Source organism: Lentzea flava (assembly GCF_014648475.1).
GTDB classification, from domain to species: Bacteria; Actinomycetota; Actinomycetes; order Mycobacteriales; family Pseudonocardiaceae; genus Lentzea; species Lentzea flava.
Genome location: NZ_BMRE01000014.1, coordinates 95,750 through 117,190, shown reverse-complemented (window position 1 = coordinate 117,190; position 21,441 = coordinate 95,750). Strand labels below are relative to the sequence as shown.

The following is a 21,441-nucleotide window of genomic DNA, read 5'->3' as shown; positions in this document are numbered from 1 at the left end:
TAGACGCCATGACGCTGGACGAGGAGTTGCTGGCGGCGGCGCGCAAGGCTGGCACCGCCGCGGCGGCCGCACAGGACCAAGCGGACATCGCCAAGGCCGTCTACCACCACAGCGTGCTGCGCCTGCACCGCGCGGGCGGGTCGATGCGCGAGATCGCGGAAGCGCTGAAGATGAGCCATCAGCGCGTGCACCAGATCGTCGAGCACTCGAAGCGCACGGAACTGTGCTCGTTCTGCGATCGCAGCGGCAACGACGTCGACAAGATGATCGCCGGACCGAGCACGATGATCTGCGACCTCTGCGTCGCCGGTGCTCAGGTCGGTGAGACCGCCGAGTGTTCGTTCTGCGGCGAGACCAAGCCCGTCCACGAGCGGGCGGACGCGCGGATCTGCCGCTCCTGCCTCGACTTCGGCGCAGCCGTCATCAGCGCGGCAGCTTCACCACGGTGACGAAGAAGTCGTCGATCTGACGAACCACCTCGATGAACCTCTCGAAGTCCACCGGCTTCGTGACGTACGCGTTGGCGTGCAGGCTGTAGCTGCGCAGGATGTCCTCCTCCGCGTCCGAGGTCGTCAGCACCACCACGGGAATCGACCGCAGCTCGGCGTCCGCCTTCACCTCGGCCAGCACCTCGCGGCCGTCCTTGCGGGGCAGGTTCAGGTCGAGCAGGATCAGGCCCGGCCGCGGCGCGTCGGCGTACTCGCCCTCACGCCGCAGGAACGCCAGGGCCTCCACGCCGTCCTTCACCACGTGCAGGGTGTTGCGGATCTTGTGGTGCTCGAAGGCTTCCTGCGTCATCAGCGCGTCGCCGGGGTCGTCCTCGACGAGCAGGACGTCGATCACGTTCAACGATGCGTCATTCATGTGTTTCCTCAACCAGGTCTTCTGGGGCGACGGGCAAGGTGAACTGGAACGTGGTGCCGGCGCCCGCATCGGTCTTCAGCCAGATGGTCCCGCCGTGGTACTCGACGATCTTCCGGCACATCGCCAGCCCGATGCCCGTGCCCGGATAGGCGTCCTTCGGGTGCAGGCGCTGGAAGATGATGAAGATCCGGTCAGCGTACTCCGGCTCGATTCCGATGCCGTTGTCGTGCACGGTGAACTGCCACATGTCCCCGTCACGCTCGGCCTCGATGTTGACGACCGGGTCCACGGAGCCCCGGAACTTCAGGGCATTGCTTATCAGGTTCTGGAACACCGCGCTGAGCAGAGTCGCCTCACCTCGCACTGAAGGCAGCTCCCCGGCCACGACCTGGGCGTTGGTCTCCTCGATGCGCTCGGAGAAGCTGTCCACGACCTGGCGCACGACCTCGCCGAGGTCGACCAGCGTGCGTTCGCGGGTGATGCGGCCGACGCGGGAGAACGCCAGCAGGTCGTTGATCAGCCCCTGCATCCGCTTGGCGCCGTCCACGGCGAACTCGATGTACTGGTCCGCGCGTTCGTCGAGCTTCCCGCCGTAGCGTCGTTGCAGCAGCTGGCAGAACGACGCCACCTTGCGCAGCGGCTCCTGCAGGTCGTGCGAGGCGACGTAGGCGAACTGCTCCAGCTCCGAGTTCGACCGCTGCAGCTCGGTGGAAGCGGCGTCCAGCGTGGCGAGCTCCTGCAGGATCCGCCGGCGCATGGCGTCGACGTCCTCGCCGAGCATCACCGTCTCACGCGGCCCGTGCGCGTCGATCTCGTGCTCGAAGTCGCCGGACGCGACCTGCCGGACCTGCTCGGCCAGCTCCGCGAGCGGTGCGACCAGCAGGCGGTACAGCAGCAACGACAGCCCGCCGATCACCGCGACCAGCAGCACACCCATGCCGATCACCAGCCACAGGACGACCTTCGCGGCGTGCTCCACGTCCTGGCGCGCGGTCTCACCGAGATTGCCGATGTCGACCTGCAGCGCGTCGAGCTCGACGCGGAGCTGGTCGAACAGGGTCTTGCCGCGGTCGATGGCCCCACCGGGCGCGGTGCCGGGGCCGGACTGGCGGGTGCCCGCGATCACGGGTTCCGCGTACTCCGCCCGCCACTGCCGTGAGAGCTCGTCGATGCGGCTCACCCGGCCGCCGACGTCGCCGACGAGGCTGGTCACGGCCTGCTCGGCCTGCACCTGGTAGGTCTGCCCGTCGAGGTACGGACTGAGAAAGCCCTGCTCGCCGGTCAGCACGTACCCGCGCACGCCGGTCTCCTGGTCGAGCAGCGCGCGACTCAGGTCCTTCGCCCTGCGTTCCGCGGGCGCGATCCGCTCGATCGACTGCTTGCGCGCGTCGTCGAGGGAGTCGAGCGCGATGACCGTCGAGGAGATGGCCGCAGCGGTCATGGCCAGCAGGATCGTGACGATCGCGATCAGCAGCCTGCTCGCAGGCAGCCTCTCCGGCAGCTTCACCTGGGGTCCTTCAACAGCAGCACGGCCATGTCGTCGTCGAGTTCCCCTCCGTTGAGCTCCGTCACCTCCGCGATCAGGGGGTCCAGCCAGTCGGGACCCCGCCGCAGGTGTTCGCGCAGGATCTCGCACAGGCGCTCGACGCCGAGCCGATCGGTGTCACCGGGTACCCGGCCCTCGATCAGGCCATCCGTGTAGCAGACGAGCTGCCAGCCGGGCGGCAGCGGAACGTCCACACCGGTCCACGCGTAGTCCGGCAGCACGCCCAGCGGCACGCCGATCTTGGACTGCGGCAGGTCGAGGATCTGCTGGCCCACCACCAGCAACGGCTCGGGGTGCCCGGCGAGGAAGTAGCGCGCCGACCGCCGGTCAGGTGCCACGGTGACCACGCAGGCCGTGGTGAAGATGCCCTCGCCGTGCCGTTCCGCGACGAGCACCTGGTCGAGCGTCCGCAGCACCTTCTCCGGTGGTTCGCCGGCCAGAACGAGAGCGCGCCACGCGATGCGCAGGCAGACGCCGAGCGCGGCCTCGTCCGGGCCGTGACCGCAGACGTCGCCGATGATCGCGTGCACCGACCCGTCCGGCAGGCCCACCGCGTCGTAGAAGTCGCCGCCGAGCAGCATGCGCTGCCCGCCGGGCTGGTAGCGGACCTCGAGGTCGAGGTCGGAGCTCTTGAGCAGCGGGGGAGGGAGCAGGCCGCGTTCCAGGCGGGAGCGCTCCGCGGCGAGCAGCTTCGCCTCGCGCAGCTGGAACTGGGCGTCGTCGGCGCGTCGCCGTTCGACCGCGTACCGGACACCGCGCAGCAGCAGCTCGCCGTCGACCTGGCCCTTGATGAGGTAGTCCTCCGCACCGGCCGACACCGCGTCGATGCCCTCGCGCTCGTCGTTCAACCCGGTCAGCACGAGGATCGCGGGCGCGTCGGGTTTGCTCAGCAGCCGGTGCAGGCTGTCGAGGCCCTGCGCGTCGGGCAGGCCCAGGTCGAGCAGCACGCACTCGGCGTCGCTGAGCAGGCGCTCCGCCTCCGCGAGTGAGCGGGCGCGCGTCAGGATGAACGGCGCCCTCGCCTCTTCGAGCAGTGCCTCGACGAGGAGGGCGTCGCCATCGTCGTCCTCGACCAGGAGGACGCGCACGGTCTTGGTTCGCATCAGGTCGGACTTTAACGTTATTCAGGTGCGGGGTTCGCGTCCGACCTACCAGGATTGCGCGCGTGTTGATCCGTCTCGCCCAACCAGCCGAACTCCCGTACCTCCGAGAGATCGAAAAAGCCTCCGGTGAACCGTTCAGGGACGTCGGCATGCCCGAGATCGCCGACGACGACCCGATGTCGCTGGAAGCACTGGCAGAGCACGAAGTCTGGGTCGCGGTGGGCGAGCAAGGCGTGCCGGTGGCGTTCATCGCGGTGGGTGACGTGGACGGCGCGAGGCACGTTCACCAGATCAGCGTGCACCCCTCGCACGCGCGCCAGGGGATCGGTGCGGCGCTGATCGAGCACGTCCGGCGGACCGGGCAGACCCTGACGCTGACCACGTTCCGGGACGTGCCGTGGAACGCGCCCTACTACGAACGCCTCGGATTTCGATCGGTGACCGAAACGTCGCCCGGCCTGGCCGAGATCATGCGCGAGGAGGCCTCAAGGGGACTCGATCCCGCGACTCGGGTCGCGATGGTCCTTCTCCCAGCGCAGGAACGACCCTGAGGCGATCGAGAGGCTGCTGAGCAGCCACACCAGGACACCGGCGTCGTCGGTCACCCCGATCACCGGCAGGAGCTCCGGCACGAGGTCGATCGGCGACACCAGGTACACCAGCGCCACCGCCCACAGCATCACCTGGCTGCGCGGCAGCTCCGGGTACCGGCCGCTGCGCCACGCCTTCCACAGCCGCGGCAACGCCTTCGCGCGCTGGATCGGGTTGCCGACGGGGCCGGGACCCTTCTGGGCGCGCTTGCGACGGTTGCGCAGCACACCCAGCACGGCGAACACCAGGCCGAGCGGGATCATCACCCAGCCGACGACGGTGGGGCTGAGCCCGCCCAGGCTCGCGTTGCGGAACAGCAGGATCAGCAATCCCGAGAGGGAGATGAGCGATCCGAAGACGACCATGGCTAACTGGGCTCCTGGAAGAGCATCGTCGGTGCCGGCCTGGGTGGTTGCTTCTGCTGGGGTTCCGGCTGCTTCAGCTCGATGACGGGCTCCGGCTCCGCTTCCGGTGCCGGATCCTCCTTCACCACGGGCTTGCGCGCGGTCTTCACGACCGCCGGAGCGGCCTGGTCCAGCGCCGCGCGCGCCTTCGAGATCCAGACCTTCTGCATGGCCTCGTCCTTGCTGCCCGCCGCCGTCGCGGCGAGTCCGGAGAGGACACCGCGGACGCGTGGAACGAGCGCTGGATGACGCCGGATCGCCTGCCACACAGCGTGATCGCCCGGTAGCCGGGCGGACACGAGCTGCTTGACCTGAGCGCGCAGCTCCTCTGTGGACAGATCGAGCCAACGCTCGACCGCTGACGGGCCTATCGCCACGTGCACAGCCTCCCCAAAAACGACAACCGCCCCCACAGGATCTCACGGATCCGGCGGGGGCAGTGGGCTGGTGTCGGGAAGCGTCAGGACGCGACGACCTCGAGCAGGACCTTGCCGTTCTCGTCCTGGATCCGGAACGTCGCGATCTCGTGCCAGCGCATGGCCACGTTGGCCTGCAGCCGGATGGTCTTCTTGTCACCCGCCACCGGCTCCGGCGCGTACCAGGACGTGACCTGGGCGACGCGACCCGCGCGTCCGACCGCGACGAGCGACCCCTTGCTGGGGCCCATCATGCCGCTGACCTCGATGTCCATCGAGGTGCCCCAGGGCTCGTCAGAGGCGGTGATCTTGGTGAACACACCGCTGTTCGGGTCCTGCTGCTGCACCTTCATCGACGAGTCCGTCGAGTTGTTCGCCACCCGCGTCTGCGACGTCGTCGTGCCGGGGTTGGAAGGTGCGGCCTGGTTGGACCCGTCATCGCTGCCGCGCACGACCAGCGTCGTGACGACCGCCGTCACCGCCACGATGCCGGCGGCGGCGGCCGCGACACCCTGGGCGACGAACCACCGTCTGCGCTTCCTGCGGGCCGCGACCGCGTCGAGCATGACCCGCACCGACTTGCCGTCCGGGCGTTCCGGAGCTGTTCCGCGCAGCATTCCGCCCGCGTCGGCCTCGTCGATGAGGTCCGGCACCACCGCGAAGTCGCGCAGGTCAAGAGCGCACCTGCGACATTCCGTCAGGTGGTTCTCGAACGCCTCCACCTCATCGGCATCGAGGATGCCGAGCACGTAGGCGGCGACGTCGAGGTGATCTGGTGCCGTTGTCACCGCGTCTCTCCCCGATCGTGCAACGCACGCCGCAACGCACGGAGCGCGTAGTACACCCTCGACTTGACCGTTCCCGGTGGCACACCCAGTGCCGCCGCGGCCTCCCCGACGGTGCGGTCCCGCAGATAGGTCTCGAGAATAGCCTCCCGGTGCTCCTCGGAGAGACCGTTCATCGCCTCGGCGACGACGATCGCAGCGAGGGTGCGATCCTCCTCGCCACCCGACGGCGATTCGTCCGAAGGGGTCAGTTCGAACTCCTGCGGACGGACGCTTCTCTTTCGTCTGTCGTCAATGACCAACCGCCTTGCCACCGTGAACAACCACGACCGCAAGAGCACGGGGTCACGCTCGAGTTTCTCGGCGTTGCGCCATGCCCTGACCAGGGTTTCCTGCACGATGTCCTCGGCCCATTGACGATCATGGCCCGTCAACCTCATGCAGTGTCCCAGCAGGGCACTGCCGAATTCCTCGTACAGCCGACGGATCAACTCTTCCTCGAGGGATCCCGGTCTTGGTGATTGTTCGTCTAACTCACGTTGACGTCTATGCCGCGCCACGGGGGACATCCTTGCCCCATGAACCGTCTCAAGTCGAGAGGCAAATATTCCTCACGAAGTTCGTGAACCGTTGCCGGATCGTGTCCGTACTCCTCGGTACCCCAGCCGAGAAAGGACCTGCCGATGCGACGTGGACGAGCCATCACCGCCCTGGCGGCACTGGCTATCAGCCTCACGGCGTGTGGCAGCTCCTCGACCCCTCCCGGCGGTGCGGCAACCGGTGGCCTGCAGGCCAAGAACGCTGATCTGAGCGGCGCGAACATGTACTTCATCGCGAACACCGAGCAGATGGGGTGGTTCGTCACCGACGCGGACGGGCTTCCGCTCTACCGCTTCGACAAGGACGTGCCCAAGCCGTCCAAGTCCAACTGCGAGGGTGAGTGCCTCAAGTCCTGGAAGCCGGTCCTCGCGGACAAGACGCCGATGGCCACCGGAGTGGACCCGATCTCCATGGGGGTCCTGACCAGGCCGGACGGCACCAAGCAGCTCACCATCGCCGGTTATCCGCAATACACCTACGCCGAGGACAAGGTCGCCGGTGACATGAAGGGCCAGGGAAAGGGCGGGACCTGGTGGGTCACCGCCCCGAACGGCGCCAAGATCACCGGCGGGAAAGCGCAGAACAACAGCAAGAAGAGCAGCAGCACGCCGAGCACGTCCCCCACGTCGCCGGCCGGTGGGACACCGCAGTCCACACCGACGTCGGCCGCGCCCGGCTACTGAGCCCACTGCTCGATCTCCAGCCCCTACCGACTTCCCCCGAACATCGAGGACATCAAGACGATGACCAGAGCCCTCGCCACCGTCTTGGCGATGTTGTTCCTCTTCTTCACCGCTCCGTTCGCAGCTGTTGCTCAACCCGCGGACACCGGTGGAGTGCAGGACACCCCGTCGGGTCCGTTGACCGCGAACGACCGAGAACTGCTGAACAAGGTGCGTCAGGCAGGCCTGTGGGAGATGCCCATGGGTGAGCTCACGGCCACCAAGGCGTCGAACGCACGGGTCAAGCAGATCGGCAAGATGATCATGCTCGACCACATGATGCTGGACACCTTGACGAAGAAGACGGCCGCCCAGTTCAACCTGACCACCCCCGACGTGCCGAACCCCGCGCAGCAGTCGTGGATGGACGAGCTGAACGGTCTGGAGGGAGACGCGTTCGACCAGGCGTTCGTCGCCAGGTTGCGCGCCGCGCACGGTCAGGTCTTCACCTTCATCGCGAAGGTGCGCACGCAGACCCGCAACGACGTGATCCGCGGGTTCGCTCAGGCAGGCATCGACGTGGTGATGAAGCACATGACGTTGCTGGAGAGCACCGGTCTCGCAGGCGATCCCGCCTTCGCAGAGCCCGTGCCCGCCGGCGGCATCATCAACGCGACCCTGGCCTCCAACGAGGGTCCCAACATGTGGGTGATCATCTCGGTCACCGCCGCGGGAGCGGTCCTCACGATCCTCCTGCTCCGAGTACTCCGCCCGCGACGACCGGTGCGGTAGTTCGCAAGACCCCGTGAGACAACGGGAAACGGAGGTGGTGTCCCAAGGTCAGAGGCACTCCAACGCGGACCTGTTCCCACCCGCCCGGCCCTGAAAGTGTCCACTCCTGCACGACAGGGCCGGGCGGGTTCCCGCGAGAAGTTCTTTCCGGAGGAAGAGTTGTTGTCCAGCCAGATTCCGCTCCTGGTGGCCCAGGCGTCCGAGTTCGACTCCGGCGTCAAGAAGATGGCCCAGCTGTCCGCCAGGCTGGCTTACGTCATGATGTGCGCCACTTTGTCCTGGGGCGTGCTCATCGCGACCGGATGGGCCGAGAAGCTCACCGGCCGTGAGGGACTGAAGAACGGGCACATGGTGCTCGCGTCGCTGACGATCGCGTTCGGCAGCATCCACGCCTTCGCCTTCACGTTGATCCAGACCGGCACGTTCAGCTTCGTCAAGCTGGTGCTGCCGTTCGTCGACGGAGGCCTCTTCCGGCACGCACTCGGCATCATCGGCCTCGAGGTCATGCTCGCGATCGCCGTGCTGGCCTCCATGCGACACAAAGTCTTCTACCGCAAGTGGCTGAGGTTCCATCAGACGGCGTACATCGTCGTGGCGGCCACCGTGGTCCACTCCTGGTTCGGCGCCATCGCGAACGGCAACCTGTCCGTTCTCTGGCTGGCCGGCCTCACCGTCCTCGTCCCGACCGCGACCCTGGCCCTGGCCCGCTTCCTGCCGCCCGAGGTGCTGATGCGCATCGGCATGCTCGACTCCGAGCGCGGCAAGGAGCCCGGTGTCGGCGAGGGCGACGCGATGGACGTGAGCGTCAACAACGAGAAATGCCACCGCTACGGCACCTGCCAGGCGGAGGCCCCGGATGTTTTCCAGCTGATCGAAGACAACCGCCTGACCTACAACCGCCGCCCGCCGGAGGAGCACTTCGCTCAGGCCAGAGCGGCACAGCGCGCGTGCCCGATGCGCGCGATCGAGATCAGGGAGCGAGTGAAGTGAGCGAACGGATCGTGGTCGTCGGCGGCGGGCTCGGAGGAGTCCGTTCCGCGGAACGGCTTCGGGAGATGGGTTTCGACGGGCAGATCACCATCCTGTCCGCCGAGCGGCACCTCCCGTACCACCGCCCATGCCTGTCCAAGCAGATCATCACGGGTGAATGGCACCCCGACGACTCGCTGCTGTCGTTCTCCGGCGACCTCGACGCCGAGTGGCGGCTGAACTCCCCTGCCCTGCACCTGGACCCGAAGAAGCAGTCAGTCTGGGTCCCCGGCGGCGAGGAGATCAAGTACGACGGCATGATCATCGCCACCGGTGTCGACGCCAAGGCGATGGGCGGGGCTCCGCGCCACGATCCGCGGGTGCACGTGCTGCGGACGCTGGACGACGCGGTCGCGATCCGCAAGAACATCCGGCAGTCGCAGGGTCTCGTCGCCGTCATCGGCGGTGGCTTCATCGGCTGCGAGCTCGCGTGCTCGGTCCGGCACATGGGCCGCGACGTCGCACTGATCGTGCGCTCGCCCGCGCTGCTCGGCGGTGTCGTCGGCGACAAGATCGGCAAGAAGATCACCGAGGCGCACATCCACCACGGTGTGCGGCTGGCCACCGGTGTCGGCATCAAGCACTGGGTGCGTCAGCCCGGCGGCATCGGCATTCACCTGTCCGACGGTCAGGTCTTCTTCGCTTCCTGCGTCGTGCTGGCCGTCGGCGCGGCACCGGCCGTCGACTGGCTGCGCGGTTCCGGTCTGGACATCTCCGACGGCGTGCTGTGCGACGCCACGAACCACGTGGTCGGCGCCGAGAACATCGTGGCCTGCGGTGACGTGGCCCGCTGGCCCAACATGCGCTTCAACGGCGCCCTGCGCCGCGTCGAGCACTGGCTCAACGCGGTCGAGGGAGGCCGTGCCGCCGCCGAGAACCTGTTGGTGGGGCGCAACCACGCCAAGACGTACACGCCGGTTCCGCGCTTCTGGACCGAGCAGTACGGCATGCGCGTCCAGGGTGCCGGTCTGCCCGTCCTGGGCACCGACACCACGGACGTGAACGGACTCACGGGCTTCATCGCCAACGGAAAGCTCGTCGGCATCGTGGGTCTGGAGCAGCCGGGCCGGATCATCACCGAGACCCCGGAACTGTTCCGCCAGAACAAGGTCGAGGAGAGCCTCACGGTGTGGACCCAGCCGGCCGAGGAGACGAAGGTCGCCGCGGCACCGGAATCCCTGCCCACCACCGCGATCCCGGTTCCCGAACCAGTCGCCGCCCGCGCATCATCCGTTCCCCCGTCCGTCTCGTCGTCGATGTCCCCGCCTTTGCAGCGGCGGAGGCATTCGCGGTCGAGGCCGGAGATGGTGCGAGTGGGCGGAGGACGCGCGAGGCCTTAACCCGGTCAGGAGGAATTCGCCCGCCGGCACAGGGCAAGCGGGGACGGCGAACTCCGACGTCGCTCGCGTTGGCCAGGTGGCGGACCGATGACGCCACGCGGCGATGCGCTCGTTCCCGCGCCGGTGGGCGAACCTCCTTCTCGTGCGTCACCAACGGTGTGGCGGCTCGGCGGGCTCCCGAGCTGCCACACCGGCCTGTTTCCCGGGAGTTTCCTACGGGAGGGTGACGACCTGGCCCGCCCACGAGAGCCCGCCGCCGAAGGCGAAGAGCAGCACCGGCTGACCGGACGGCAGCTCGCCACGTTCGACCATTTTGGACAGTGCGAGCGGCACGGACGCGGCCGAGGTGTTGCCGGAGTCCACGACGTCACGCGCGATCACGACGTCGTCGCGCAGGTCGAGCTTGCGGGTCATGGCCTCGATGATCCGCAGGTTGGCCTGGTGGGTGACGATGGCGGCGAGGTCGGTGGTGGCGATGCCCGCGCGCTCGCACGCCTGCGCGGCGACGGCGGGAAGTTCGCTGGTGGCCCAGCGGAACACGGCCTGACCCTCCTGGGCGAAGCGCGGTTGCCAGGTGTCCTGCAGTCGCACGGCGTTGTTGCGCGTCGGGTCGGAACCCCAGGTGACGGGACCGATCCGGGCGTCGTCGGCGGCGCTGATCACGGCGGCACCGGCGCCGTCGCCGAGCAGGATGCAGCTGGCGCGGTCGGTCCAGTCGACCAGGTCCGACATCTTCTCGGCGCCGATGACCAGCGCGTGCCGGGCGGCACCGGCTCGCACGGTGTGGTCGGCGGTGGCCAGCGCCGTGCAGAAGCCGGCGCAGGCGTTGTTGAGGTCGAAGCAGACGGCGGCGGGAATGCTCAGGCGGCCGGCGACCTGGGCGGCGATCGAGGGGCAGCGGTCGATCGCCGAGCAGGTGGCGACGATGACCTGACCGATGTCGGACGGTGCCAGGCCGGACGCCGCGAGGGCCTTGGCCGCCGCTGCCGCCGCCATGTCGGTGACCGACTCGTCGTCGGCGATGCGGCGGGTGGCGATGCCGGTGCGCTGGCGGATCCACTCGTCGTTGGTGTCGACCATCTTCTCCAGGTCGGCGTTGGTCAGCACCCGCTGTGGCTGGTGGTGGCCGAGCGCGACGACACGGGATCCGGACAAGGTGTGCTCCTTCGGCGAGGTGACGGCGCGGCCGAATATAGCAACCGATCGGTCGGTAGCTAAAGAGGCTAGGATGTGTGCGTGAGCCCACGTCGTTCTGTCGCCGACACCCTCGAAACGCGGCAGCGCATCCTCGACAGGAGCCTCGCCATCGCCTCCGCCGAAGGTCTGGAGGGCCTGACGATCGGCAGGCTCGCCGACGAGCTGGGCATGAGCAAAGCCGGTCTGCTGGGCCACTTCGGCACCAAGGAGGGCCTGCAGCTGGCGGTGGTCGACGAGGCGGCGGCGGTGTTCGCCCGCGAGGTGCCGCAGCGCGTCAAACAGCTCCCGTCCGGCCTGCCGCGGCTCAAGGCGGTCTGCGAGGCCTGGGTGTCGTACCTCGAACGCGAGGTCCTGCCGGGCGGCTGCTTCTTCACCGCCGCCACGACCGAGTTCGACGGCCGCAGCGGCCGCGTGCGGGAGGCGCTGGCCGGCATGAACGCGTTGTGGCGCAGGGACCTCCGCATCCACGCCCGCCGCGCCATCAGTGACGGCGACCTGCCCGCCGACACCGACGTCGAGCAGCTGATCTACGAGATCATCGGCATCATGCTGGCGCTCAACCACTTCCTGCAGCTCGAGCACGACAGCTCGGCCCCGGTCCGCGCCCGCAAGGCGCTGGACCGCCTCTTCAGCGCGCGATGAACGCGTTGACGATCGCGGCCACCTCGGCGGGCTGCTGCTGAACCATGCCGTGCGTCGCGTCGATCTCCTGAACTTCCACGTTGGGACAGACGATCGGCAGGTCGCGGCGCAATCCTGCGCGATGGGCGTCCATCAACGGGATGAGATCCGGTGGCACCGGCAGGTTCCTGGTGGCCAGCACGAGCAGGAACGGGCTGGTGACCTGGGCGAAGGTCGGCAGCGCATTGAGGAACTCCGGCGCGTCGCGCAGCGCCGACGTGATCTCGCGGTTCGGCCGGGTGATCATCTCCTGCTGCGCGGAGAAGATGGCGTTGAGCGCGGCCAGGTCCTTCGCGACCTGCTCCGGGCCGAGCCCGGCGTAGTTGCCCGGATGTGTTGCGGCGGACCGGTGCCCGTCCAGGCTGACCACCGCGGGGCACTCCGGGTGCCTGCGCGCCCACATGCCGGCGATGATGCCGCCGAGCGAATGCCCGACGACGGCGGGGTTTCCCAGTCCGAAGTGGACCGTCGTGGCTTCGAGATCGTCCAGCACCGCCTCCCACTCCCACGGCCCGTCCGGCGACTGGCCGTGCCCGCGCAGGTCGACGGCAACAGCCCGGCCGTTCAGTTGCGGCGCAACCGTTTGCCAGGCCGACCTGTCACCACCCGCGCCGTGCAGCAGCAGGATCGGCGGACCGTCGCCGCCGTGGTCGTGGGCCGCGAGGTTCACAGTTCTCTCCGTTGGTCGAGGCGGGCGCGGATCGAGTCGACGGTGACGCCGCCGTCCGGGTGGCGGCTGAGCTTGTTGCGGCTCACCAGGTCGTGGACTCCCTGCCGGGTGATGCCGAGCATCGCGCCGGCCACGCCGAACGACACGTTCTCCTTGCTCGGGTGGCCGGCGCGGCGTGCGGTGACGCGGCCGAGCGGTGTGGCCCACCACGAGTCGGGCGGGTCGAACGGGGTGTCGCCGGGGTAGAGCACGGCCATCAGGCGGATCGCGACCTGTTTGGCCAGCTTGCCGTCGTCGCCCAGCAGTTGGGCCGCCCACATCTCGGCGTCGATGCGGACCTGGTCGTGGAGGTCGTCCAGGTCTGCTTGGGGCAGCAGGATTTCCAGAGGGTCGAGCAGGCGGCTCGTGACGAGCCGGATCAGGTCGTCGCGCAGGTGCACGTGCTCCGAGGTGGTCGCCACTTGACGGATGGTAGCAAGTACTTGACGGCTGGCGTCAAGTAGTGGAACGGTCCGGTCCCTCCTGCCTGCGGTACCCGCAGACAGGAGGGACCGGCGATCAGATCAGGCCGCCCACATCTGCACAGGCGCGATGTAGTTCCACGTGTAGAGCTGGTTGGCCCCGTCGTAGCTCCCGTCCGTGCCCGCCCCATAGGTGTCGTGGACGTAGAACGACCCGTTGTCGTGGTAGCCGATCACCACGGACAGGTGACCCGCAGTCGACCCCCACGTCCCGCTCATGATCACGAACTTGCCCTGGTCGAGGAACGCGCGGACCTGGGCCGGGGTGAAGTTGCCCTGCTGCACGGCGGCGCCGTTGCGGGCCAGGAAGTCGCGCTCGGAGTCCCAGGAGGCGCACGGGCGGGCCGGGTTGCCGCCGCAGTAGTAGCCGGTGATCCAGCCGTGGGCGCCCTTCCAGCTGCCGGTGCGCGACCAGTCGTTCATCGCGCGGTTGAAGGTGGTGCCGCGGTTGGTGAACTCGTCGGTGATGTAGCGGCCCCACTTCGACCAGTGCGAGGACGGCTGGGAGACCTGGACGCCGAACTCGTTCGGCAGCTGGTAGGTGACGAGGTCGATCACCGCGCTGGTCGGGCCGCAGGACGAGTTGCCGTTGAACTCGTTGCGGGTGTCCCACAGCTGGTGGATGTACTCGGCGCGGTTGAGGCGGCCCATCGTGGTCACCTCGCCGTCGAGCGAGGCGGCGGAGAGGCCGGAGGCCTTCAGGTAGCCCTTCTGCGGGCTGCCGATGACGGGAACGGAGCCGTCGATGCCGGTCAGCGCGTAGTTGAACGACAGGCTCTCGACGACGCGCGACGCCTTGTGGGTGGCGAGGTCGCGCACGTAGACGCCGTTCAACGCGTCGAACTGGTGAGGGCCGCGGGTCTTGTCGGACACGCAACCCATGACCTCGTAGGCGACGCGCGCGCCGTCGGTGCTCCACACCGCGCTGCGGTAGTGGTGGCGCGTCTCGCCGATCAGCGAGCGGATCTCGCCGTTCTCGGTGGCCAGGCCCAGGTACTGCGGTTCGGCGCCGCCGCAGCGGTAGATCTCGTTGTGCTTGATGAAGCTGACGTGCCGTTCGCCCTTGACGTCGACCAGCTTGAAGTCGCGGTAGAGCGCCTCCTGGCCGGACGTGATCAACGGCTTCGCGGCGCCCGACTTCAGGTCGAAGCGGACCAGCGAGCCGACGTACGTGCTGTCGTCGGCCGCGTCCGGGTGCTGCACGGCGAGCAGGCCGGTGCCGTCGGAGGTGAAGCCGAGCAGTTCGGGCGCGCGGCCCGCCAACCTGCCCACGGTCACGCCGTCCACCACGACGTTCTCGCCGTCGGCGTAGGCCAGCGTGGAGCCGTGGAAGACGGCCGACGTGATGGCGCCACGGGCGGTGAAGCGAGACTTGCCGTAGCGGTCGAACGTCTGCACGGAAGAGCCGCTGGTGCCGTTGAAGTCGGAGATCACGGCGGTGAGCGAGCCATCGGCCGATGAGGTCGAACGGACTGTGTACGCGGGATCGCTGACGTGGACGGTGGCTCTCTTGACGCCGCCGACCATCACGTCGTAGCCGCTGCCCGAACGGACGGCATGTGACTGGGACGGGCTCTCGGTGTAGGGCTCGGCGGCCTGCGCGGGGGACAGGGAGGCCGCCAGGGCGCCGAGTGCCACCACCAGGGCCAGTGAGGTTTTCGTCATGGATCAAACGTCAATGCGCACGGCATGTGTCCGGTATGCGATCGGTAGTTACGATCGGGAGCTGTGGAGTTCCGGGTGCTCGGGCCGGTGGAGTGTTACGCCGACGATGGCGTGCGCCTGAACCTCGGGCCGCCCAAGCAACGGGCCGTGCTCGCGTTGCTGCTCGCCCAGCCGGGGCGGGTGCTGTCGGTCGACCGGCTGATCAGCGTGCTGTGGGACGACGCGCCGCCCAAGACCGCGGTGAAGAACCTGCAGGTCTACGTCTACCAGCTGCGCAAGATCGTCGGCTCGCGGCTGCTGTCGCGGGCGCCCGGCTACCTGATGTCGATCGACCCCGCCGAGCTGGACCTCACCCGGTTCACCGAGCTGCTCGACGTGGCCCGCAGGGAACGCACCCCGCAGCGCTACCGGGAAGCGCTCGCGTTGTGGCGCGGGCCCGCGCTCGCCGACCTCGCCGCGTCCGGGCTGCTGCGCGGAGTCGTCGCGCAGCTGGAGGAACTGCGGCTGGCCGCGCGGGTCGAGTGCGCCGAGGCCGAGCTCGACCTCGGGCGGCACGTCGAGATCGTCGCGGACCTGGGCGAGTGGGTGCGCGAGCACCCGTTGAACGAACGCCTGCGCGAGCAGCAGATGGTCGCGCTGCACCGCGCGGGCCGGCCGGCCGAGGCGCTCGCGGCGTACCAGGAGTGCCGCCGGGTGCTCTCCGACGAGCTGGGCGTCGAGCCGGGGGAGTCGTTGCGGCGGCTGCAGGCCGAGATCCTGCGCGCGAAACCCGTTGGCGCGTCGGCGATCCGGCAGCTGCCGCCGGACGTGGTCACGTTCGCAGGGCGGTCGCGCGAGCTGAGCCTGATCAGGGCGCAGCTGCGGCAGGACCGGGTCGCGGTGTGCGTGATCACCGGGCAGGCGGGCATCGGCAAGTCGGCCCTCGCCGTGCGCGCGGCCCACGAGATCGCCGCGCAGTTCCCGGACGGCCAGCTCTACGCCGACCTCTCCGACGGCGCCTCCGACCGGATCCTGAGCCAGTTCCTGCGCGCGCTCGGCGAACGCCCCGGCGACGAGGAAGCCCTGCGCTACCGCTCCCTCACGGCGTCACGCCGGCTGCTCGTGGTGCTGGACAACGTTGCCACCGCGGCCCAGGTCACCCGCCTGCTGCCCACCGGGCCGGGCTCGGCGGTGCTCATCACGTCACGCCGTCCGCTCACCGCGCTGCACGGCGCGTCCTACGTGAAGCTCGGCGCCCTGCCGCTGGAGGACGCCTTCCAGCTGCTCGCGGGCGTCGCCGGGAAAGTCGGCGACGCGGCGGAACTCGTGCGCTGGTGCGGCGGACTGCCCCTGGCGCTGCGGATCGCGGGCGCCCGGCTCGCTGCCCGTCCACAGTGGACAGCACCGTTGCTGGCCGCGCGCCTGGCCGACGAGGCGCGCCGCCTCGACGAGCTCCGGGTCGGCGACGTCGCGGTGCGGTCGGCGTTCGAGGTGAGCTACGCGGAACTCGGATCTCCAGCCGTGGCACGGGTTTTCCGGCTGCTCGGCCTCCTCGACGGCCCGGACTTCTCCGTCGCGGCCGCACGGGCGCTGACCGACGTGCCGGACGTCGAGGAACTCCTCGCCGAACTGGCCGACGCCCACCTCGTCGAGGAACCGGTGCCCGGCCGCTTCGCCCTGCACGACCTGCTGCGGTTGTTCGCGCGGGAGCGGTGCCGCGGCTCGGAGTCGCCGGGGGAGCGGTCGCTGGCGCTGGAACGCCTGCACAAGCACTACCTGGAAGCGCTGGCGGACAACCCGGCCGACCTCTGGCTCGCGGAGGAGCGCGACAACCTGCTCGCCGCCGCCCACCAGGCCTCCCCGGCGGACGCGATCGCGTTCGCGGCTGGCCTGTCCTGGTACTTCCGCCGCCGCTCCGAGGTGGCGGACTGGGCAGCGCTGAACACCCTCGCCCTGGAAGCCGCGCGCACCCTGGGCGACACGCGCGCGGAAGCGTTGGCGCTGAAGGAACTCGGCGCGGCCTGCGAGCGCGGCTTCAAGTTCGCCGAGGCCCAGCAGCACTGGACGGCGGCGCTCGCCCTGGCCCGCTCGTCGGGCGATCGGCAGCTCGAGGCCGTGACGCTCAACAACCTCGGCATCGTGCACTGGCGCCGGCGCGACCTGCCCGCCGCCGTCACCTCGCTCGAAGCCTCCCTGGCGTTGCGCGAGGAGCTCTCGGACTCGCAGGGCGCGGCCTACGTGCGCACCAACCTCGGGCTGGTGCACGCGGCCCGGGGTGACCTGCAGGCGGCTTTGGGTTGCTACGAGGAGACTTTGACGACGTTCCGCGCGTGCGGCGACCGGTCCGGCGAGCTGCACGCGTTGGCGAACATGGCCGACGCGCACCGGCAGATGGGCTCGCTGGACCGCGCTCTGGAGCTGTCGGAGGAAGCGCTGCGGCTGGCTCGGTCGGTGGGGGACCGGCAGATCGAGGCCGGGGTGCTGCTCGATCGCGGGATCGTGCACGAGCTGGCGGGCCGGGCGCAGGAAGCCGAGGCGTCGTACCGCGAGGCGGTGGAGCTGTCGCGGCGGATCGGGTTCCGGTGGGGCGAGTCCGAAGCCTCCAGGAAGCTGGCGGGGTTGACCACCTGACGGTCAGGACAGGTGCGCACGCACCTCCGTCACGAGAGCCGGCCATCGCGCGCGATCGGCCTGGCAGAAGTTGTACATGGCAGATGCCAGGGCAACGGCAGGATCTTCCTCTTGCAGCGCAAGGTTTGCGGCGATCGCGTGCGCGCGAGCCTCGGCCGTGCGTTCCGCCACCGGCACGGTGTTGCGACGAACGACGCTCGCGTTGAGTTGTGCGATCGGATCCATCGCCGGGTCGGGCGGCGTGCTTCGTTCCCAACGCAGCTCCAGCACCCGGTGGTACGCCTCCGGCAACGAGGTGTCCGCGGTCTCGACACCCTCGCACGCCCGAGCCACCACCACTTCCGCGGCCGCCCGGACGCTTTCCGCGTCGAGAACGTTCAGCGCTGCCCGAACCTCCGGTGCGTTGATGTCGAGCCAGCCCACGGGGTCGGACTGACGGAAGCGCCACAGGTCGGCGATGACCGACGCGGGGTGCCTGCCGGTCGCCCACTCCGCGGTGAGCCGCACGCCGGAAACCCCTTCGACGAACGCGAGTGCCTCCGCTGTCATGCGGTACGGATCGGTGAACGTCAACCCTTCCAGATGTGGCAGGAGAACCTCGGGAGGCTCCTTGTCGATGACGAAGTCGAACGCGGCGAGCACCTCGCCGTCGCGGGCGAGGCTGATGGTGCTGTCCAGGTTGACGTTCCAGAACGCCGAGGCGACCACCGTGCCTGCCGACAACCGTTGCAGCACCGAGGTTTTCGCCCCGTGCCAGCCGTTGTTCTCCGCGAGCAGCACCCAGCCGTCCACCTGGTCCGCGATGACCGTGAACAGTTCGTCCGGGTAGACGGCGGCTGCCCGCTGTCCCACCTCGGCCAGGTCGCAGACATCCCAACCCGGATAGCCGTCGAAGCGTTCGAGTGCCTCGTCGACGGTCAAGCCTCGCACCGCCGTGAGGCAGAACGAGTCCGATGGCAGCACATCGGCCGACAACAGCTCGAAGTAGTGATCGACGACGTGTTTCACGCCTCCCGAGGATAGGGCGCGGCCTAGTGTGGGTCACGTGGAACTGCTGCACCTCAGGTACTTCGTGGCCGTCGCCGAGGAGCTCAACTTCTCGGCGGCCGCGCGCAAGCTGCACATGGCCGCCTCTCCGCTGAGCCAGCGGATCAAGGACCTCGAACACGAGCTGGGGCGCAGACTGTTCGACCGCAGCACGCACCACGTGGAGCTGACGGAGGCGGGCGCCGCGCTGCTGCCCATCGCGCGGGACGTGCTCGACCGGGTCGGGTCGATTCGGTGGCGGCTCGACCAGGCCACGAAACCCGCGCGTGTCACCGTGTTCGTCGGCATGCCCGCCGGGATCCACCCCGCGTTGCGGGAGCGGCTGAACCTGCTCGCCGAGCGGGTCGAGGAGCGGTTCGAGGTCAAGCGGTGGCCGGGGACGACCGCGGATCTCGTCGCTGCGGTGAAGGACGGGCGGCTCGCGCTCACGCTGGCGCGGTTGCCGGTGCAGGAGGCCTCGCTCGACACGCTGCACGTCATGACGGAACGGCTTGGTGCCGTGGTTCCGGCGGATCAGTTCGAAGGCCGTGAATCGGTCAAACTGGCGGATCTCACCGATCTCGCCTATGCGAAGGCGCCGGAAGAAATCATGCCCGCGTATTTCGACCAGCTCGACCGGCAGTTGTACGAGCTGGGCATCAAAAAGCGGATTCAGCTCAGCAACACCGGGTATCAGGGCACCTCGGAGATCGTGTCCAGCGGGCTCGGGTTCAGCGTCTCGATGCTCGACGAGGAGAGCGCCATGCGGGGATATCGCCTGGAGAACATGGCGGTTCTGCCGTTCGAGGACTTCCGCGCGCAGCTCGACACCGGGCTGCTGTGGCGGCACGACCGCGGGGCCGGCGGCGACCTGGAAGAAATCATCGAGGCCGCCCGTGACGTTTTCGCGGAGCCCATCAGCAAATAGAAAATGGTATGACCGCTGTGGTCATACCATTGTTCGCGACATGATCGTTCCCTTTCTCGCCGGGCACACCTAACTTCGGTTGTGCAAGAACGAACAGGTGCGAAAGGACGAACGATGAAGGACATCACCGCCGGTCCGCTGGACGGTGTGCGGGTGATCGACCTCTCGACCGTGGTGATGGGCCCGTACGCGGCCCAGATCCTCGGAGACCTCGGCGCCGACGTGATCAAGATCGAGTCGCCTGTGGACACCGTCCGCAACGGCCGCTACCGCACCACGCCGGGCATGACGCCGCTGAGCCTCAACGTCAACCGGAACAAGCGCAGTGTCGCCCTCAACCTCAAGGACGAAGACGACCGCGAGAAGGCCCTCAAGCTGATCGACACGGCCGACGTGCTGATCACCAACATGCGCCCCGGCGCGCTGAGCAGGCTCGGCCTGAACTACGCCGACGTCGCCGAGCGCAACCCCGGCCTGATCTACGCCCACGCCCAGGGCTTCCGCGGCGACTCCGACCGCGCAGGCATCGCCGCCTACGACGAGACGATCCAGGGCGCGTCCGGGCTGGTCGACATCGCCAACCGCGCGATCGGGCGGCCCGTCTACCTGCCGACGATCATCGGCGACAAGGTGTCGTCGCTGACCATCGCCTACAGCGTGCTCGCCGCGCTGGTGCACAGGAACAGGACGGGGAACGGCCAGCGCGTCGAGATCCCCATGGCGGACACGATGATCGCGTTCAACCTCGTCGAGCACCTCGCGGGGCACGCGTTCGTGCCGGAGGAGGGGCCGACCGGCTTCAACCTGTCGATGGCCAAGGGCCACCACGCCGTGCACACCAAGGACGGCCTCGCCTGCGTCGTCCCCTACAACCCGCAGAACTTCCGCGACTTCTTCGCCGCGGCCGGAAGGCCCGACCTGGTCGAGGACCCGCGCGTCGCCGGTGAGCGGATCGAGCCGGGCGACAGCGACGACCTGATGGGACTCGTCGACGAGTGCGCGTCCGCGCTGACCACCGAGGAGTGGGCCGAGGTGTGCGCGAAGCACAGCATCCCGTTCGGACCGGTGCTGGAGCTCGACAAGGCGCACGAGGACGACTACGTGCGCGAGGGCCACCTGCTCGACGAGGTGCAGCACCCCACCGAGGGCGCCGTCCGCTCGATCGGTATCCCGGTCCGGTTCTCCGCCACGCCCGCCTCCGTCCGCCGCCTGGCCCCGCTGCCCGGCCAGGACACCGCCGAAGTTCTCGCCGAGATCGGAGCCTGAGATGACTGTCGTGCGCACCGAGCGCGTCGGATCGGCACTGCTGATCACGATCGACCGGCCGCAGGCCCGCAACGCCGTCGACGCGGCCGTCGCCGCGGAGCTGGCCGCCGCGCTGGACGAAGTGGAAGCCACCCCCGAGCTGCGCGTCGGAGTGCTGACCGGAGCGGGCGGCACGTTCAGCGCGGGCATGGACCTCAAGGCCGCGCTGAAGGGCGAGTCGCCGGAGATCCCCGGCCGCGGGTTCGGCGGGCTCACCGAGGCCGAGCTGAGCAAGCCGCTGATCGCCGCGGTCGAGGGGTTCGCGATGGGCGGCGGGTTCGAGCTGGCGCTGGGCTGCGACCTGATCGTCGCCGCCGAGGACGCGAAGTTCGGGCTGCCGGAGGTCAAGCGCGGGCTGATCGCCGCCGGCGGGGGAGTCGTCCGCCTGCCGCAGCGGATTCCGCACCACCTCGCGATGGAGCTGCTGCTCACCGGCGAGCCCGTCGACGGCCGTCGCGCCGGGGAACTCGGGCTGGCCAACCGGGTCGTCGCGAACGGTGAGGCCGCCGCGGTCGCGCTGCAGCTGGCCGAGAAGATCGCGGAGAACGCACCGCTCGCGCTCGCCGCCGTGAAGAACGTCGTGCGGTCGGCCGATCCGTGGGCCGCGCAACGCACCGAGATCGCGAAGCTCATGACCACGGCCGACGTCCGCGAGGGCATGACCGCGTTCGCCGAGCGTCGCACTCCACAGTGGACAGGACGCTGA

Annotated in this window: 23 protein-coding genes; 11 read left to right on the top strand and 12 right to left on the bottom strand. The window is 69.0% G+C overall.

The annotated features are described in order from the left end of the window. Positions 1 to 8 precede the first annotated feature (8 nt). The gene (locus IEZ09_RS18640; RefSeq protein ID WP_189254985.1) at positions 9 to 449 is read left to right on the top strand and encodes a ClpX C4-type zinc finger protein; all 441 of its coding nucleotides are present in this window, start codon (positions 9 to 11) and stop codon (positions 447 to 449) included. Here IEZ09_RS18640 and IEZ09_RS18635 read toward each other — a convergent pair. The 3 genes from IEZ09_RS18635 to IEZ09_RS18625 are packed head-to-tail and all read right to left on the bottom strand — an operon-like array spanning position 424 to position 3,513. Continuing rightward, positions 424 to 864, bottom strand: a complete 441-nt coding sequence (locus IEZ09_RS18635; protein ID WP_189254984.1) for a response regulator — start codon at positions 862 to 864, stop codon at positions 424 to 426. The two genes, IEZ09_RS18640 and IEZ09_RS18635, sit on opposite strands and share 26 nt — an antisense overlap. Then, on the bottom strand, positions 857 to 2,371 hold the full coding sequence (locus IEZ09_RS18630; RefSeq protein WP_229812689.1) for a sensor histidine kinase: 1,515 nt from the start codon (positions 2,369 to 2,371) through the stop codon (positions 857 to 859). Before IEZ09_RS18630 ends, IEZ09_RS18635 begins: the two co-directional genes overlap by 8 nt. Beyond that, positions 2,368 to 3,513 (bottom strand): PP2C family protein-serine/threonine phosphatase, encoded by a 1,146-nt coding sequence (locus IEZ09_RS18625; protein ID WP_189254983.1) that lies wholly within the window; start codon positions 3,511 to 3,513, stop codon positions 2,368 to 2,370. The genes IEZ09_RS18630 and IEZ09_RS18625 overlap by 4 nt, the downstream gene beginning before the upstream one ends. Positions 3,514 to 3,578: 65 nt before the next feature. Between IEZ09_RS18625 and IEZ09_RS18620 the strand changes: the two genes are divergently transcribed. Then, positions 3,579 to 4,064 (top strand): GNAT family N-acetyltransferase, encoded by a 486-nt coding sequence (locus IEZ09_RS18620; protein WP_229812699.1) that lies wholly within the window; start codon positions 3,579 to 3,581, stop codon positions 4,062 to 4,064. On the opposite strand, the gene IEZ09_RS18615 is transcribed toward IEZ09_RS18620, so the two are convergent. From IEZ09_RS18615 to IEZ09_RS18600, 4 genes are all read right to left on the bottom strand, one after another. Next, on the bottom strand, positions 3,999 to 4,469 hold the full coding sequence (locus IEZ09_RS18615; protein ID WP_189254981.1) for a YkvA family protein: 471 nt from the start codon (positions 4,467 to 4,469) through the stop codon (positions 3,999 to 4,001). The genes IEZ09_RS18620 and IEZ09_RS18615 overlap by 66 nt on opposite strands. A 2-nt stretch (positions 4,470 to 4,471) precedes the next feature. Next, on the bottom strand, positions 4,472 to 4,885 hold the full coding sequence (locus IEZ09_RS18610; protein WP_189254980.1) for a hypothetical protein: 414 nt from the start codon (positions 4,883 to 4,885) through the stop codon (positions 4,472 to 4,474). 83 nt (positions 4,886 to 4,968) lie between these two features. Then, complete coding sequence (locus IEZ09_RS18605; protein ID WP_189254979.1) at positions 4,969 to 5,712, bottom strand: anti-sigma factor family protein; 744 nt, start codon at positions 5,710 to 5,712, stop codon at positions 4,969 to 4,971. Further along, the gene (locus tag IEZ09_RS18600; RefSeq protein ID WP_030468711.1) at positions 5,709 to 6,278 is read right to left on the bottom strand and encodes a sigma-70 family RNA polymerase sigma factor; all 570 of its coding nucleotides are present in this window, start codon (positions 6,276 to 6,278) and stop codon (positions 5,709 to 5,711) included. Before IEZ09_RS18600 ends, IEZ09_RS18605 begins: the two co-directional genes overlap by 4 nt. Before the next feature lie 114 nt (positions 6,279 to 6,392). Between IEZ09_RS18600 and IEZ09_RS18595 the strand changes: the two genes are divergently transcribed. The 4 genes from IEZ09_RS18595 (at position 6,393) to IEZ09_RS18580 (ending at position 10,132) form a co-directional block, all read left to right on the top strand. After that, positions 6,393 to 6,992, top strand: coding sequence for a COG4315 family predicted lipoprotein (locus IEZ09_RS18595; protein ID WP_229812688.1), 600 nt, complete (start codon positions 6,393 to 6,395; stop codon positions 6,990 to 6,992). Between the two features lie 60 nt (positions 6,993 to 7,052). Next, a complete protein-coding gene (locus IEZ09_RS18590; protein WP_189254978.1) occupies positions 7,053 to 7,763 on the top strand; it encodes a DUF4142 domain-containing protein in 711 nt (236 codons plus the stop codon). A gap of 162 nt (positions 7,764 to 7,925) precedes the next feature. Continuing rightward, positions 7,926 to 8,753 (top strand): 4Fe-4S domain-containing protein, encoded by an 828-nt coding sequence (locus tag IEZ09_RS18585; RefSeq protein ID WP_229812687.1) that lies wholly within the window; start codon positions 7,926 to 7,928, stop codon positions 8,751 to 8,753. After that, positions 8,750 to 10,132 carry an NAD(P)/FAD-dependent oxidoreductase gene (locus IEZ09_RS18580; protein WP_189254977.1) on the top strand — a complete coding sequence of 461 codons (1,383 nt, stop codon included), beginning with the start codon at positions 8,750 to 8,752 and terminating at the stop codon, positions 10,130 to 10,132. The genes IEZ09_RS18585 and IEZ09_RS18580 overlap by 4 nt, the downstream gene beginning before the upstream one ends. A gap of 213 nt (positions 10,133 to 10,345) precedes the next feature. Here IEZ09_RS18580 and IEZ09_RS18575 read toward each other — a convergent pair whose 3' ends face one another. Continuing rightward, positions 10,346 to 11,287: a beta-ketoacyl-ACP synthase III gene (locus IEZ09_RS18575; RefSeq protein ID WP_189254976.1), complete on the bottom strand. Its 942-nt coding sequence runs from the start codon at positions 11,285 to 11,287 to the stop codon at positions 10,346 to 10,348. An 81-nt stretch (positions 11,288 to 11,368) separates the two neighbouring features. Between IEZ09_RS18575 and IEZ09_RS18570 the strand changes: the two genes are divergently transcribed. Then, complete coding sequence (locus tag IEZ09_RS18570; protein ID WP_189254975.1) at positions 11,369 to 11,971, top strand: TetR/AcrR family transcriptional regulator; 603 nt, start codon at positions 11,369 to 11,371, stop codon at positions 11,969 to 11,971. On the opposite strand, the gene IEZ09_RS18565 is transcribed toward IEZ09_RS18570, so the two are convergent. The 3 genes from IEZ09_RS18565 to IEZ09_RS18555 form a co-directional block, all read right to left on the bottom strand. Further along, on the bottom strand, positions 11,958 to 12,680 hold the full coding sequence (locus IEZ09_RS18565; protein WP_189254974.1) for an alpha/beta fold hydrolase: 723 nt from the start codon (positions 12,678 to 12,680) through the stop codon (positions 11,958 to 11,960). The two genes, IEZ09_RS18570 and IEZ09_RS18565, sit on opposite strands and share 14 nt — an antisense overlap. Next, the gene (locus IEZ09_RS18560; RefSeq protein WP_189254973.1) at positions 12,677 to 13,141 is read right to left on the bottom strand and encodes a hypothetical protein; all 465 of its coding nucleotides are present in this window, start codon (positions 13,139 to 13,141) and stop codon (positions 12,677 to 12,679) included. The genes IEZ09_RS18565 and IEZ09_RS18560 overlap by 4 nt, the downstream gene beginning before the upstream one ends. Before the next feature lie 102 nt (positions 13,142 to 13,243). Next, positions 13,244 to 14,866 carry a C39 family peptidase gene (locus IEZ09_RS18555; protein WP_189254972.1) on the bottom strand — a complete coding sequence of 541 codons (1,623 nt, stop codon included), beginning with the start codon at positions 14,864 to 14,866 and terminating at the stop codon, positions 13,244 to 13,246. A 63-nt stretch (positions 14,867 to 14,929) separates the two neighbouring features. Between IEZ09_RS18555 and IEZ09_RS18550 the strand changes: the two genes are divergently transcribed. Continuing rightward, on the top strand, positions 14,930 to 17,476 hold the full coding sequence (locus IEZ09_RS18550) for an AfsR/SARP family transcriptional regulator (protein WP_189254971.1): 2,547 nt from the start codon (positions 14,930 to 14,932) through the stop codon (positions 17,474 to 17,476). A 3-nt stretch (positions 17,477 to 17,479) separates the two neighbouring features. On the opposite strand, the gene IEZ09_RS18545 is transcribed toward IEZ09_RS18550, so the two are convergent. Continuing rightward, a complete protein-coding gene (locus IEZ09_RS18545) occupies positions 17,480 to 18,484 on the bottom strand; it encodes a DUF6461 domain-containing protein (RefSeq protein ID WP_189254970.1) in 1,005 nt (334 codons plus the stop codon). A 37-nt stretch (positions 18,485 to 18,521) separates the two neighbouring features. On the opposite strand from IEZ09_RS18545, the gene IEZ09_RS18540 reads away from it, so the two are divergent. From IEZ09_RS18540 to IEZ09_RS18530, 3 genes are all read left to right on the top strand, one after another. Next, complete coding sequence (locus IEZ09_RS18540; RefSeq protein ID WP_189254969.1) at positions 18,522 to 19,430, top strand: LysR family transcriptional regulator; 909 nt, start codon at positions 18,522 to 18,524, stop codon at positions 19,428 to 19,430. A 114-nt stretch (positions 19,431 to 19,544) separates the two neighbouring features. Then, entirely contained in the window at positions 19,545 to 20,696 is a 1,152-nt protein-coding gene (locus tag IEZ09_RS18535) for a CaiB/BaiF CoA transferase family protein (RefSeq protein WP_189254968.1), read from the top strand. A gap of 1 nt (position 20,697) precedes the next feature. Next, positions 20,698 to 21,441 carry a crotonase/enoyl-CoA hydratase family protein gene (locus tag IEZ09_RS18530; protein WP_189254967.1) on the top strand — a complete coding sequence of 248 codons (744 nt, stop codon included), beginning with the start codon at positions 20,698 to 20,700 and terminating at the stop codon, positions 21,439 to 21,441.

Bases quoted from the DNA above. Each gene is read 5' to 3' on its own strand.
- IEZ09_RS18530 (WP_189254967.1), top strand. From the start codon at position 20,698: ATGACTGTCGTGCGCACCGAGCGCGTCGGATCGGCACTGCTGATCACG.
- IEZ09_RS18640 (WP_189254985.1), top strand. From the start codon at position 9: ATGACGCTGGACGAGGAGTTGCTGGCGGCGGCGCGCAAGGCTGGCACC.
- IEZ09_RS18535 (WP_189254968.1), top strand. From the start codon at position 19,545: ATGAAGGACATCACCGCCGGTCCGCTGGACGGTGTGCGGGTGATCGAC.
- IEZ09_RS18590 (WP_189254978.1), top strand. From the start codon at position 7,053: ATGACCAGAGCCCTCGCCACCGTCTTGGCGATGTTGTTCCTCTTCTTC.
- IEZ09_RS18615 (WP_189254981.1), bottom strand. From the start codon at position 4,469: ATGGTCGTCTTCGGATCGCTCATCTCCCTCTCGGGATTGCTGATCCTG.
- IEZ09_RS18600 (WP_030468711.1), bottom strand. From the start codon at position 6,278: ATGTCCCCCGTGGCGCGGCATAGACGTCAACGTGAGTTAGACGAACAA.
- IEZ09_RS18595 (WP_229812688.1), top strand. From the start codon at position 6,393: ATGCGACGTGGACGAGCCATCACCGCCCTGGCGGCACTGGCTATCAGC.
- IEZ09_RS18625 (WP_189254983.1), bottom strand. From the start codon at position 3,513: ATGCGAACCAAGACCGTGCGCGTCCTCCTGGTCGAGGACGACGATGGC.
- IEZ09_RS18555 (WP_189254972.1), bottom strand. From the start codon at position 14,866: ATGACGAAAACCTCACTGGCCCTGGTGGTGGCACTCGGCGCCCTGGCG.
- IEZ09_RS18635 (WP_189254984.1), bottom strand. From the start codon at position 864: ATGAATGACGCATCGTTGAACGTGATCGACGTCCTGCTCGTCGAGGAC.